Origin of the sequence: Streptomyces cinnabarinus (assembly GCF_027270315.1) — a bacterium.
GTDB classification, from domain to species: Bacteria; Actinomycetota; Actinomycetes; order Streptomycetales; family Streptomycetaceae; genus Streptomyces; species Streptomyces cinnabarinus.
Map to the genome: position 1 here is coordinate 672,156 of NZ_CP114413.1, position 12,916 is coordinate 685,071.

The following is a 12,916-nucleotide window of genomic DNA, read 5'->3' on the forward strand; positions in this document are numbered from 1 at the left end:
GTGAAAGCACCGACGACAGCCGTCGGAGCCGATCCTCTCGAGGAGTACCTCATGACCGCCGGTGTGCAGACGATCATCTACCCCGTCAAGGACCTCGACCGGGCGAAGGCCGTGTTCGGCGCCCTGCTGGGCGTGGAGCCGTACGCGGACGAGCCGTACTACGTGGGCTACAAGGACGCCGGGCAGGATGTCGGCCTGGACCCCAACGGCCACGCGAAGGGCATGACAGGGCCGGTTCCCTACTGGCACGTCGACGACATCCGGTCGACCCTCGCGGCCCTGCTGGAGGCCGGGGCGGAGTCACTTCAGGACGTGCAGGACGTCGGCGGCGGCCGGCTGATCGCCTCCGTGAAGGGCGCGGACGGGAACCTGATCGGGCTGGTCCAGGACACGTCCGAGTAGGCGGCCCATGCCCCTTGCATATGCAATATTTGCACGGGCAATAATTGGCCGGATCGGTGCTACCGTGCTCGTATGGCAGCGAAAACGGCCAGTGCGGGGCTTGCGGAACGGTGGCGGGACATCCTCTCGGTGCACGCCCGCACGATGAGCGAGATCGACCGCGCACTGCATCCGCACGGACTGGGCGCGAGCGACTTCGAAGTGCTCGACATCCTGGCCACCGCCCCGCCCGAGGAGCACGGGCACTGCCGGGTGCAGAACCTCGTCGGCAGGGTGCATCTGAGCCAGAGCGCCCTGTCCCGCCTCATCGGCCGGCTGGAGAAGGAGGGCCTGGTGCAGCGCTCGGTCTGCCTGGAGGACCGGCGCGGCGTCTGGGTCGCCCTCACCGACAAGGGCCGGGAGCGGCACGCCAAAGCGCTGCCGCTCCAGCGGAACGTGCTGGCCCGGATGCTGCACGACTGAACATTCGGACAGTAGGCCGTTCGAAATCCCGGCCCCTGGGCATCATCATGCCCGTGGATGACGACGTCAGCGCCGAGTTCATCACCTACACGACGCGCTCAGTGGAGGAGAGCCACGACGCGATAGCGGCTCACTACTACGATCTGCGCCTCGAAGTGACGGGCACCGCGGCGGAGTTCTGCACCAGCCTCAACGTCGTCGACCTCGACACGCTGGTCGTGGGCGACGTCAGCTTCGGCACCGGGATGCGGATGGGCTTCGGCGAACCGGGCGTCTATCACGTGGCCGTGCCGCTGCACGGCGCGTTCGCCATCCAACAGGGCCGCGACGACGCCCGGTTCGCCACCACGCGGCAGGCCGTCTTCTTCGATCCCGGCTACGACATCCTCATCGACGACTGGTCGCCCGACTGTCACTGCCTGACCGTGAAGATCGACAAAGAGGCCGTGCTGCACGGACTCGAGTCCCTGCTGGGCAGGCCGGTGCGCCGCCCGCCGCGCTTCGAGCCGTTCATCGACGTCACCCGGGGCCCCGGCCGCAGCTGGGCCGGGCTCGTCCAGTGGTTCCTGCTGGACAACGAGATCACCCAGGGACTGCTGCGCCGCCCCCTGATCCGCGGCCGCCTGGAACAGACCCTGCTCGAAGGGCTGTTGCTCGCCTCGGACCACTCCTACCGGGCCGAGCTGGAGGGCCCGCACCCACCGATGCGGCCCGCCGCGGTGAAACGGGTCATGGACGCCGTACAGGAACTGCCCGCCGAGCCGTACGACGCGGCGCGGCTCGCGGCGATCGCCCAGGTCAGTGTGCGCACCCTGCAGGAGGCGTTCCGCAAGCATGTCGGGATGCCGCCGATGGCGTACGTCAGCGAGGTGCGTCTGGAGCGGGTGCACGGGCAGCTCAGGGCGGCCGCCCCCGGATCGACGACCGTGGCGGAGGTGGCCTACCAGTGGGGCTTCGCCCACCTCGGCCGGTTCGCGCGGCGCTACCGGGAGCGGTACGGGGAGACCCCCTCGCAGACGCTGCGCACCTTCCGCTGAGCCCGGCCGCCCGGGTCCGCCGCGTTTTGCGGACAGGGGCCGCGCAAGAGGGAGCGACGGGACCGCGGGACGGATCTATCGTCGGGGGACGGCGATGGTAGCCGCGCGGACCGAGCGGAGTCGGTGCCATTCGGCCCTGCGCGAAGCATCGCCCGGAGGGCCCGGCCGCTCCCCCTCCAAGCCCTTGGTGGCCGGGCCCGGCCCGGCCACCCCCTCAGGGCCGGGCCAGCAGCGTGCGCACGCCCTCGGAGGTGAGCGTGAGCGGATGCGCGGAGCCCGCGTCGATGGTCAGGGACAGATCGTCGGCGGGCCACTGCGCGGCGAGCGCGCCCAGCGGCACCAACCGGTAGCGGCCCACGAAGGGCAGCAGCTCGGCCATCGCGGGCTCCGAGGTGAACACGGGCACCATGGGCTCACCGCCCGGCTGCTCCAGCACGGGCAGCGCGACGGTGCCCGGGTCGGTCGCTTCCTCCTCGCCGGCGTCGTCCGGCACCGGCACCAGCACCTCGCTGCCGGCGAGGGTGTTCAGCGCCATGGTGTCCTCATGGTTGTCGACGAGCGCGTCCAGTGCCTGTCGGGCCGGTGTGTCGGTCTGGCGGTTCTCGGGTGTCTCCATCACAGATCCCCTGGTAGCGGCGGCAGTCCTGCGGGCCGCGTACCCGATCCGGAGCGGGGCATTCATCGACGAATCCCGGGGAACCGCTTTTCGTGATGTACCGCAACCATTGAGGCAGGACGGTTGTCTCCCCTGATATCAGAACCACTCACCCTTCGGGGGACGCAATGCGAAGAATCAGAACAACAGGGGTGGCCCTCGCCGCCGTCGCCGCCCTGGCGCTGCCGGCCCTGCCCGCCGCCACCGCCTCGGCCGCCACGGCGTGCCCGACCGGCTGGGGCAGCCTGGCCGAGGTCCGGTCCACCGCCACGACGACACCGCTCAAGAACATCAGGACCGGCCGGAACGCCTGCTACGACCGTATGGTCGTCGATCTGCCGGGCGCGGGCCGCGCCGGGCTCGGCTACTCGGTCCGGTACGTGGCCAAGCTGTACCAGGACGGCTCCGGCCGTCCGATTCCCGTCGCCGGCGGTGCCGTCCTGGAGGTCCGGGTCGCGGCGCCCGCCTACGACCACGAGACCGGTGCACCCACCTATCCGGGTCGGGTGGGCAGGCCCCTACCGGGGGTCGACCTGACCGGTTACCGCACCTTCCGGGACACCCGGTTCGGCGGCAGCTTCGAAGGGGAGACGCTCGTCGGGCTCGGGGTCCGCGCGCGGCTGCCGTTCCGGGTGCTGGTGCTCACCGACCGGATCGTCGTGGACGTCGCCCACAACTGGACCGGCGCCCGCTGAGCGGCCCGGCCCCTCAGCGGGGGCCCTGACCGCTCTCCACGAGCCCGGCCAGCCGGGCCAGGGCCATACGCGTGCCCGTCTCGTTGTCCGCGGCGGGCACCGCGTCCGGAAGTCCCTCGTGCACCACGAGGACGTCCGTGCCACCGCCGTCCGCGTCGCTGAGGGTGGTGGTCATCGTCATCGTGCCGCGCAGCGCCGGGTCCGGGGTCTCGAACTCCAGCACCTCCACCACCCGCTCGTCGGGCACCAGCTCGGTGAAGTGCCCGTGGTAGGTGTCGGTGTTCGCCTCCGTCTTCCCGGCGCCGGTCGGCACCTCATAGCTGAGCGAGACCCGGAAGGCACCGCCCGCCCGGGCCTCGAAGACATGCACCCGCGCCGACATCCCGTCGGGCACCCGCCACCGCTCGACCGCGTCCGCGTCCAGCAGTGCCCGGTACACCTCCGCGCGCCGCGCGTTCACCCGCCAGGAGACCCGTGTGGTGTGCATGCCCCGAACCTAGCGCGCCACCGGCCGGTGCGCGGTCAGGCGAGCGCGTTCGCCAGCCGTCGCACCGGGGTGGTGTCGGGGTCGACCAGGAAGGCGGGGCGGGTCAGCCGGGTCGGGATGTTACTTACGGAGTTGTAGGTGAGCAGGAGGACGGCCCTGCGGTCCGCGGAGATGTTGTCGGTGGAGGAGTGGACGATCGAGGGGTGGAAGGCGGCGACCGTGCCCGCCGGGCCCAGCAGGGAACGCGGCGGGAACTTCGCGGTCAGGCCGGGGATCTCGTCCTCCGGGATCGTGTACGTGAGCCTGGCCGAGACATGGTCGTGCCAGCCCCGTCCGCTGGCGGCCTCGCCCGTCGCCACCAGGCCGAGCGTGTGCGAGCCGTCGAGCACGGTGAGCGGCCCGTTGGACTCGTGCACATCGTCGAGGTGCAGGGCGATGTTCACCGCGTCGGGCTCGGGCATGCCGTCCTCGTGGGCCCAGAAGGCGTAGTCCTGGTGCCAGGGCCACTTCCGGCCCTGGCGTGGGGACTTGATGTTGACCTTGAACTGGTAGAGGTAGACCGGCCCGCCGATCAGCGCCTCGGCCAGGTCCAGCAGCACCGGGTGGCGGACCAGTTCGGCGCACACCTCGTCGTAGCGGTGGCACCCGTGCAGGGCGCGGACCGTGCGGGTGCCCTCCTCGTACACCACCTCGGGGCGTTCCGTCGCGGCGATGGCCCTGACGCTCGACCGCACCTTGGCGAGCGCGTCCGGGCCGAGCTCCCGTGGTGCCCGGCACCAGCCCTGGTCGGCGTAGGCGATGCGCTGTTCCTCGCTGCTCATCGGCGCCTCGCTCTCAGACCACGTCGGACGGGGCCGCGGCCAGATGGGTCGCGTCACCGATGGACCGGACGACCATCCGCTCGTCCTTGACGGCGAGGACGGAGACGCTGGTCAACGGGAGGATCATGTCCAGCTGGCCCCAGCCGAGGTTCATCAGGCTGCCCATCAGGATGACCAGGGCGGAGTCATGGCCGACCACCGCCACCCGGGTCGTCCCCTCGGGCGCGGCCGGGGTGGCGGCGACGGCCGCCGTGACCGCGGTCCGCATGCGCTCGGCGACCTCCTTCTCCGGCTCGGGGAAGGGGTACACGCCGGGCGGCTTCAGCTCGCTGGGCCGTCCGTCGTCCCAGTTGGTGCGCACCTCCCGCAGCCGTGCGTCGGTCCGGACGCGCAGTCCGTGCTCGGCGGCGACGGCCGACGCCGTCTGCTGGGCGCGGTTCGCTCCGCTGGCCCACACCCCGTGCAGCGGGACCCCGGCCAGCCGGGCCGCCAGCAGTCGTGCCTGTGCTCTGCCCTTCTCGGACAGGGCGGGGTCGCGCGGGTCTCCGTCGTAGTCCTCAAGGCCGGTGTAGGAGTCGGCGTGCCGGATCAGCCAGACCTCGCTGACTCCGGGGACCCCCACCAGATAGCGCTCGTACACCGAGCGCATGACCTCGAGAAAGCTCTCGCGTCCGTCACTCACCACGTTCTCCGTATCCGTGCTTCAGCGGTTCACCGGGGGCCCACCGGCGGGTCAGCCCGCGGTGCCGCGGCATTCGATGACGGCCCACACGTCCCCGGCCGGGTGGACGGCGGCGATGTCGAAGCCCGCGCGGGTCAGCAGGTCGTCCCACTGGGCGCGGGTCCGGTGCTCGCCCTCGACCAGCACCAGCATGTCGAGGTCCAGCACCTTGCCCAGCTCCCCGGTCTCGCCGATCACCGAGTCCAGGATGAGCAGCCGGGCCTCAGGGGCGTCGCCCATGGCCTGGCGGATGCGGACGAGCAGGCGTACGGCGTCGGCGTCCGCCCAGTCCTCCAGCACTCCCCGCAGGACGTAGGCGTCGCAGCCGGTGGGCAGGACGTCGAAGAAGTCCCCGATCCGTACCTCGACCCGCTCGGTCAGGTGCTGCGAGGCGAGGAACTTGTGGGCGCTCTCGGCCACCGCGGGCCCGTCCACGAGGACCCCGGTCGACGACGGGACGGCCGTCAGCACTCCGGCGAGGAACTGGCCGCGGCCGCCGCCGATGTCGGCGAAGCGGGTGAAGCGCCCGAAGTCGAACGAGGTCAGGAAGTCGTCGGCGAAGTACTGGCCGAACTCGACCATCGCCGCGTCGAACTCGTCGCGGACTTCCTTCTGTTGCGGCCGGGCAAGGAAGTCGTAGAGCGGTTCCCGGTGGCGCAGTTGGAAGGCCGGGACTCCGGTGCGGACGGACTCCACCAGGTCGCCGTAGGCGGCGAGGACGTCCGGTTCGGCGAAGAACGTCGTCATGCCGCGCATGGAGCGGGGGTGGCCGGAGCGCAGCAGGTCGCCCATCGGGGCCAGTTCGAAGCTGTCCGCGGGCACCTCGCGCAGCGCGTCGGCGCCGGCCGCCGCGCGCAGCAGGCGGCGCAGCCGGGGTGTGTCGGAGCCGGTCGCAGCCGCCAGGTCCGCGGTGGTGCGCGGGCCGTCGGCGAGGAGGTCGGGGATGTTCAGCTTGGCCACGGCGTACAGCACGAAGGCGACCTTGAGGTCGACGTTGTACTGGTAGAGGCGTTGTGCCGCGGTGCGTTCGGGGTTCTCGGTCGTTTCCGGCCGCATAAGTCCTCTCTCGGTACGGGCCTGTTCAGTCGTTGTAGCCGTCGAGGTCGGCGAGGAGGATCTTCGACACCGTGTAGGTGCCCTGTCCCGCCGCCACGAGCTTTCCGCTGTCGGAGTAGACGTCGCTGCGGGCGACGTAGATGGTCTTCCCGGCGGTCACCACCTCGCCGAGGGCGTAGACGCCCTCCTTGCGCACCGGCCGGATCAGGTTGATGTGGTAGTCGACGGTCAGGACGCTGTAGGTCTCCTCCAGGGAGTTGGCGGCCATGAACCCGGCGGTGTCGCCGACCTCGAAGAGCATGGCCGCGTGCAGGAAGTCCGCGTTCTGCGTGAGGTCCGGCTGGAACGGGATGGCCACCCGTGCCACCCCGGCCTTCTCGATCTCGATGGTCTTGTTCAGGTACCGGGAGATCCTGCAGCGCATGCAGCAGCGGGTGAGCTTCTCGAAGTGCGTCGACGCGGAACTCAACGGGGTGCTCCTTGTGAGTGCGGTGGCACGGCTAGGCGCGGGACACCACCAGGCTGGCATTGATCCCACCGAATCCGAACGCGTTGATCAGACAACGTCGGATCACTCGCTCGCGCGGCTCACGGGCGATGTCGACGTCGGCGAACGGCGGTTCGGCGCGGTCCAGTTTGAGGGTCGGCGGCACGGTCCGGTGGCGCAGCGCCATCAGGGCGGCGGCGAGGTTCAGCGGGCCGTTGGCGGCGAACGCGTAGCCCGTGTGCCCCTTGATCGAGGTGACCACGGGCCGCCGTGCGGCGCCCGCCGTCGCGGCCCGGACCGCCGCCAGCTCGGCCGCGTCGCCCTGCACCATGCCGGAAGCCTGCGCGAACACGCAGTCCACCGCGTCCGCCCGCGAGGCGGCGTCGGTGAGCGCGTCCGTCATGCACCGCGCGATGTGCGGCGCCGACAGTCCGGTGATGCCCTGTCCGCCGCTGTTGGCGGCGAACCCGGTCAGCTCCCCGTGGATCATCGCGCCCCGCGCCTCGGCGTGCTCCCGCTCCTCCAGTACGAAGACGGCGGCCGCCTCGCCGACGATCATGCCGTCCCTGTCCTGGTCGAACGGACGGGGTGTCAGTTCCGGGTCCTCGCGGCGGCTGAGCGCCCTCATCGCCTCGAAGCCGGAGTAGGTGACGGGCGTGGTAACCGCCTCCGCACCGCCCGCGAGGGCCCAGGTACGGGCCCCGGAGCGGATGGCCCGCATCGCCTGCCCCACCGCCTGACAGCCGCTCGCGCAGGCACCGGCGACGGTCACCTGCTCCCCCTCGATGCCCTGGCGCAGCGCGATCATGCTCGCGGCCATGTTGGGGATCAGGGAGGGGATCAGAAAGGGACTGGTCCTGCGGGTCCCCTCCTGTTCCTGCCGGAGCACTCCGGCCTCGATGCTGGGCAGTCCGCCCATGGCCACCCCCAGATACACCCCGCCGCCCTCGCGTTCGGTGAGCCCGCTGTTCGTGAGCGCCTGTTCGGCGGCGAACAGCGCGTAACGCACGAAGCCGCTCATGCGCTTGATCTCGAAGCGGAGCGGGCCCTCGGCGAAGGTCACCCGGGAGTCGTCGATCTCGGCGGCCAGCCGGGAGCGGAACCGTTCGGGGTCGAAGCGGGTCACCGGGCCGATCCCGGACCGTCCGGAGAGCAGTCCCTTCCACAGTTCGTCGACGTCCGCGCCGAGGGAGCAGACGATCCCGATCCCGGTGACCACCACGCTGCGCGGCACCTCGTCACCCGGTCACGCCTGCTGCCGGGCCGCGTCCTGGGTCTGCCTTATGTAGTCCTCCAGGTCCCGCATCGTCTCCAGCTTGTCCATCGCGGACTCCTCGAAGTCGACGCCGAAGCAGTCCTCCAGATAGAGCAGCAGCTCGATCATCTTGAGCGAGCTCATGCCCTCGATGGAGTTGCTGAGGTGCGACTGCGGCGTCAGATGGGAGACGTCCCGTTCCACGAACTCGCCGATGTGCCCGACGAGTTTGTCGAACAGCTCCAGGTCCTGCTTCTCGTCCTGCATCGTGTGGGCCTCCCCCATCGTCAACTGGTCTGTTCCTCGATCAACTTGCGGCACAGATGGCGCTGGATCTTGCCGCTGGTGGTGCGCGGCAGCCGGGCTCGGGCGATCCAGTGGAAGGCGACGCCGGAGATCCCGAACGCCTCGGCGAGGGCTCGGCTCACCCGGTCGGCGACCTTCTGCCGCTCGCCCTCCTCGGCGAGCCTCTCGTCGAGCAGCAGATGGAGCTGCTCGGTGAGCAGGTCCTGGTCCGGGACGCCGACGGCGACGACCGCCGGGGTGCGCGGGGACTCGGTGACGGCTTCCACGAACCGCTCCAGCTGGTCCGGGACGTAGTTGCGGCCGGCGATGATGACGATGTCCTTGCGGCGGCCCGTGACGAAGACCTCGCCGTCCAGCAGATAGCCGAGATCGCCGGTCCGCAGATAGCCGTCCGCGGTCCTGAACGCCTGCTCGTCCAGGGCCTGTTCCTGCCCCGGCAGATAGCCGTCGATGATGCTCGGCCCGGCCACCTCGATCTCGCCGACCGCCCGCTCCGGTACCGGTGAACCGCCCTCGTCGACCACCCGCAGCCGGTGGCCGGGCAGCACCGGGCCGACGCACATCATGCCGACGCTGCGCGGGTCGTCGCCCGGGCGCGGTTCGGCGTACCCCTTCGCCGCCACGGCCTCGGCGTCCACGCGGTCCACCGCACAGGGGCGGTCGACATCGGAGATGGTCACCGCGAGCGTGGCCTCCGCCAGCCCGTACACGGGCAGCAGGGTGGTGCCGGGCAGCCCGAACGGGCCGAAGGCGTCCTGGAACTCGCGCATGGTGTGCTCGTGCACGGGTTCCGCGCCGCACAGGGCGACCCGCCAGGTCGACAGGTCGAGTTCGCCCGGCGGCCGGCGCCGCGCGACGCGCGCGCAGATGTGGAACGCCGAGCTGGGAGCGGGCGAGAGGGTGCCGCCGTAGCGGCTGATCCAGCGCAGCCAGGACAGGGGGTTGCGCAGGAAGGTGACGGGGTCCGCGAGGATCATCGGGATGCGGGCCTGGAGGGCGTAGGAGATCCCGATGAGGCCCATGTCGTGGAAGAGGGGCAGCCAGCTCACCAGGGAGTCGTCCGGTCTGGCGTGGATCGCCTCGGCGATGGCGCCGACGTTGGCGACGATGTTGCGGTGCCGGACCATGGCGAGCTTGGGGACGCCGGTGGAGCCGGAGGTGGCCTGGAGGTGGGCGAGGGAATGCGGCCGGGCGCGGGGTGCGTCGGGCGGTGCGTAGGCGCCGCGCAGGGCGTCCGGTGTGCTGACCGGGACGGGCAGTGCGGAGGCGAGGGTGTCGGTCAGCTCCGGGGCCGCGACGATCCGGCGGGCGCGCGCCTGCTCGGCGAGCGCGCGCAGGCTCGCGGTGTAGCGCTCGGTGCTGCCTCCGGCCGGTTCCGCCGCGACGACCGGGACGACTCCGGCGTACAGGCAGCCGAGGTAGAGCGCCAGGAAGTCGCGGGAGGTGGGCAGGACGAGCAGGACGTGGTCGCCCTCGGTGAGCCCCTGCTCCCTCAGTCCGGTCGCGGTCTCGCCGATGAGGCGGGCCACGTCCGCGCAACTGAGGGCGAACTCCTCGTCGTTGCGCTCGATCACCCGGAAGGCGAGGCGGTCCGGAGTGTGCCGGGCGCTGTCGAGGAGGGTGTCGACGACGGTCCCGGTCATCGCGCGTATCGCTTCACGAACTCGACGTCGGTGCGCTTGGACGACTTCGCCAGCCAGTCGCGCAGTTCGCCGTGCCGGGAGTCGAAGTCGGCCTTCAGCCGGTCCTCCTTCAGCTCCCCGGAGGCGGTGTAGTACGGCTTCTCCAGGTCCTCCAGGAACCGGATGTGCTGCTCCATGCCGGCGCGTCCGCGGTCCACACTGCGGGAGTACGACTTCAGCCGGGCCCGCCGCTGCGGGCGTTGCTCGATCTCGAAGGCCCGCTCGAAGAAGATGTCGTAGCTGTCGAGGATGCCCCGCTGGAGTTCGCTGGGGCGCATCCGGCGCGGGAAGATGCCGACGAAGGAGTAGTGCTGGTAGGTCGGCACCTCCATGATGATCCGGTGGTCCTCGACGTCCTGCCGGGCGCCGTAGAGCAGGTCCTGGAAGGGGTATTCGGCCAGGCACACGAAGACCGGGTGCATGATGCGGGCCTCGGCGCACCACTGGGCGGTGGCCTCGATGGCCGGGCGGTCCTGGACGTCGAGGCCGAAGATGATCGCCGAGTGGATGGCGATGTCGTTCTCGGCGAAGCGGATCAGCCGGCGGGTCTGTTCCGAGGGGTCGACGCGCTTGTTGAACGCCTTGAGGACGCTCGGGTCCTCCGACTCCACGCCCAGGCAGTACTCCTCGAATCCCGAGCGCTTGAGGTCGAGGACGAGGTCCATGTCGTCGGCGTGGTTGACCCGGCTCATGGCGATGAACTTGTAGTTGCGGTCCCGGAAGGTCTCCGCGATCTCCCGGCAGTAGTTCTTGCGGGTCGTGAAGTTGAGGTCGGTGACGTAGAAGCGGTTGCAGCCGGTCTGTTCGTAGATGGCGTCCAGTTCGCCGCGCACGTCCTCGGCCGTCTTGGTGCGGAACTTCCGGCCCAGCAGGCGGATGGCGTAGCAGAACGAGCAGTCGAAGGGGCAGCCGCGGGACATGGAGACCGTGGCCCAGTGCAGTTTGGGCGCGCGGGCGAGGAGGCCGGGGTTGATCGCGTTGGCGATGTTGCCGTACCGGGCGACCTGGCCCACGACCATCCGGCCGTCGGCGGCGATGTAGGCGAGGTTGTCGACGCCGGTGACCGGGTCGCCTTCCTCCAGCGCCCGGATCAGCTGGACGGTGGGGATCTCGCCCTCGGCGATCACCGCGTAGTCGGCGTAGCGCAGGGCCTCGTAGGGCGCGAACGCGGCGTGCGGTCCGCCCATGATGACCACGCAGTCGGAGCGCTTCTCCCGCTTGATCAGCTCCAGCGCCTCGATGTTGGACCAGAAGTGCGTGGCCAGCGCGGAGATCAGGATGTAGTCGTAGGCGGCCAGCGGGAAGTCGTCCGGCTTCTCGCCCCAGAACATCTGGCACATCTCGACGCGGGCGTCCGGGAATTCCTGCTGTACGAAGGACGCGACGTAATAGATGCCGTCGTTGTAGGTCGTCGCCAGGGTGGAGGCGTCGGGATAGGCCTCGTGGAAACCAAGTTGGACGCAGAGGATGTTCAGTTTCCTCATGACGGCGATCCCGAGGGGCTGACCTGCCGCCCGGCGTGCCGGCGCGCGAGTTCCTGACGGACCTTCGTCTTCATCTCCTGCTTCAGCCGGGCGGCGATGCGATCGGGGTCGTTGACCCGGCGCTGCGCCCAGGCGAGCAGGTCGCGCGCTTCGGTGCGGTCCATGTTCGGGTGCTTCCACACCAGGTTGTACAGGTCGTGCTTGCTGAGGTCCGGCTCGTCGATCAGATGCTCCATCTGGCGGTAGAGCCGGGTGCCGTGGAAGGGGGTGAGCAGCGTCAGCTGGCAGGCGAACAGCCCTTCCTCGCTGAGCTGTTCGATGTCGTACTGCATGTCCTCGATGGTGTCCTCGGCGAAGCCCACCATGAAGGTGCCGAGCGCCCGGCGGCCGTTGTCGATCAGTTCGCGCACGGTCTGCCGTACGTTGTAGACGTCGTCCCGCTTCTTCACGTCGGCGATGTTCTTGTCCCGGTAGGACTCGATGCCGACGATGGCGCCGTCCATGTACCGGTCGGTGAGTTCGGGGATCCGGCCCCGGATCAGGTCGGCGCGGGTGAGGCAGATCCAGGGCAGTTCGCGCTCGGCGAGGGCGTCCACCACCTGTTCGGCCAGCTGGTTGGTGAGGAAGAAGCTCTCGTCGTAGATGATGACGTGCGCGACCTTGGCATCCCGGTACGCGTCGAGTGCCGCGTACGTGTCCTCCATGAAGATGGCTTCTTCTTTGGGATTGAAGATCGGGGTCGAGCAAAAGGTGCAGCCGATGTTGCAGCCGCGCTTGGAGTAGAGGTAACCGACCGGCGAACTCATGCCACGGAAGCCGCTCTCCCCGAGCATCGCGGGGTGGCGTACGCGCGGCAGCGGCTTGTCGTAGACGTACTGATGGATGGGGGCCTCGCCGGCGCCCTTCACCAGCCGGGTGAAGTACTCGTCGATACCGGGCGAGAGGACTCCGTAGTTGCCCGCCCAGATCTCCTGCACCCCGGCTTCGCGGGCGCACTTGGCCATCTCGATGGCGACCGGCGTGGACCAGGTGTAGAAGCTGAGGCCGACCATGTCCCAGTCCTCGGCGTGCAGCGCGTCGAGGTACTCCTGCCAGGTCGGGTACTCCAGGATCTCGACGTCCGGCACATTGTGCTTGATGAAGCGGAGCCCGGTCGGCGGACAGGACACGGAAAGCCGGTCTTCGAGGTCGACCGCACAGGTCCACGCCATATACGTGTCGGTGCGGTCGTACCAGTTTCCGCCCACGCCGTCGGGCTCGACTAACGCTTCTTTAGGAGCCGTCGCCAGGAGCACTTTCTTCATCGCGTCCCCTTCGCTTCGAATACGTCGTGCCGCGCAATAGCATCGGTAAAAGACTTCGATTT

At 69.9% G+C, this 12,916-nt stretch carries 15 protein-coding genes; 4 read left to right on the forward strand and 11 right to left on the reverse strand.

All coding sequences use genetic code 11. The features are described from left to right. Positions 1–51: 51 nt before the first annotated feature. The 3 genes from STRCI_RS03140 (at position 52) to STRCI_RS03150 (ending at position 1,901) form a co-directional block, all read left to right on the forward strand. On the forward strand, positions 52–402 hold the full coding sequence (locus STRCI_RS03140; RefSeq protein ID WP_269657260.1) for a VOC family protein: 351 nt from the start codon (positions 52–54) through the stop codon (positions 400–402). Between the two features lie 72 nt (positions 403–474). Continuing rightward, a complete protein-coding gene (locus tag STRCI_RS03145; protein WP_269657261.1) occupies positions 475–864 on the forward strand; it encodes a MarR family winged helix-turn-helix transcriptional regulator in 390 nt (129 codons plus the stop codon). A gap of 47 nt (positions 865–911) precedes the next feature. Next, entirely contained in the window at positions 912–1,901 is a 990-nt protein-coding gene (locus tag STRCI_RS03150; RefSeq protein WP_269657262.1) for an AraC family transcriptional regulator, read from the forward strand. Between the two features lie 214 nt (positions 1,902–2,115). Here the strand turns inward: STRCI_RS03150 and STRCI_RS03155 are convergent, their stop codons facing one another. Further along, positions 2,116–2,517 (reverse strand): SseB family protein, encoded by a 402-nt coding sequence (locus STRCI_RS03155; protein ID WP_269657263.1) that lies wholly within the window; start codon positions 2,515–2,517, stop codon positions 2,116–2,118. Positions 2,518–2,684: 167 nt separating this feature from the next. Between STRCI_RS03155 and STRCI_RS03160 the strand changes: the two genes are divergently transcribed. Continuing rightward, positions 2,685–3,251 (forward strand): AMIN-like domain-containing (lipo)protein, encoded by a 567-nt coding sequence (locus STRCI_RS03160; RefSeq protein ID WP_269657264.1) that lies wholly within the window; start codon positions 2,685–2,687, stop codon positions 3,249–3,251. A 13-nt stretch (positions 3,252–3,264) separates the two neighbouring features. Here STRCI_RS03160 and STRCI_RS03165 read toward each other — a convergent pair whose 3' ends face one another. The 10 genes from STRCI_RS03165 to STRCI_RS03210 are packed head-to-tail and all read right to left on the reverse strand — an operon-like array spanning position 3,265 to position 12,854. Further along, a complete protein-coding gene (locus tag STRCI_RS03165; RefSeq protein ID WP_269657265.1) occupies positions 3,265–3,738 on the reverse strand; it encodes an SRPBCC domain-containing protein in 474 nt (157 codons plus the stop codon). 35 nt (positions 3,739–3,773) lie between these two features. Further along, positions 3,774–4,559: a phytanoyl-CoA dioxygenase family protein gene (locus STRCI_RS03170; RefSeq protein WP_269657266.1), complete on the reverse strand. Its 786-nt coding sequence runs from the start codon at positions 4,557–4,559 to the stop codon at positions 3,774–3,776. A 13-nt stretch (positions 4,560–4,572) separates the two neighbouring features. Beyond that, positions 4,573–5,241, reverse strand: coding sequence for an 8-demethyl-8-aminoriboflavin-5'-phosphate phosphatase (gene rosC, locus STRCI_RS03175; protein WP_269657267.1), 669 nt, complete (start codon positions 5,239–5,241; stop codon positions 4,573–4,575). A gap of 51 nt (positions 5,242–5,292) precedes the next feature. Further along, positions 5,293–6,336, reverse strand: coding sequence for a N,N-8-amino-8-demethyl-D-riboflavin dimethyltransferase RosA (gene rosA / locus STRCI_RS03180; protein ID WP_269657268.1), 1,044 nt, complete (start codon positions 6,334–6,336; stop codon positions 5,293–5,295). A 25-nt stretch (positions 6,337–6,361) separates the two neighbouring features. Further along, positions 6,362–6,805: a PaaI family thioesterase gene (locus tag STRCI_RS03185; RefSeq protein ID WP_269657269.1), complete on the reverse strand. Its 444-nt coding sequence runs from the start codon at positions 6,803–6,805 to the stop codon at positions 6,362–6,364. Between the two features lie 31 nt (positions 6,806–6,836). Next, a complete protein-coding gene (locus tag STRCI_RS03190; protein ID WP_269657270.1) occupies positions 6,837–8,057 on the reverse strand; it encodes a beta-ketoacyl-[acyl-carrier-protein] synthase family protein in 1,221 nt (406 codons plus the stop codon). Positions 8,058–8,069: 12 nt separating this feature from the next. Then, complete coding sequence (locus STRCI_RS03195) at positions 8,070–8,363, reverse strand: acyl carrier protein (RefSeq protein ID WP_269664477.1); 294 nt, start codon at positions 8,361–8,363, stop codon at positions 8,070–8,072. A gap of 2 nt (positions 8,364–8,365) precedes the next feature. Further along, complete coding sequence (locus STRCI_RS03200) at positions 8,366–10,027, reverse strand: AMP-binding protein (RefSeq protein WP_269657271.1); 1,662 nt, start codon at positions 10,025–10,027, stop codon at positions 8,366–8,368. After that, positions 10,024–11,550: a B12-binding domain-containing radical SAM protein gene (locus tag STRCI_RS03205; protein ID WP_269657272.1), complete on the reverse strand. Its 1,527-nt coding sequence runs from the start codon at positions 11,548–11,550 to the stop codon at positions 10,024–10,026. The genes STRCI_RS03200 and STRCI_RS03205 overlap by 4 nt, the downstream gene beginning before the upstream one ends. Next, positions 11,547–12,854, reverse strand: a complete 1,308-nt coding sequence (locus tag STRCI_RS03210; protein WP_269657273.1) for a B12-binding domain-containing radical SAM protein — start codon at positions 12,852–12,854, stop codon at positions 11,547–11,549. The genes STRCI_RS03205 and STRCI_RS03210 overlap by 4 nt, the downstream gene beginning before the upstream one ends. Positions 12,855–12,916 lie beyond the last annotated feature (62 nt).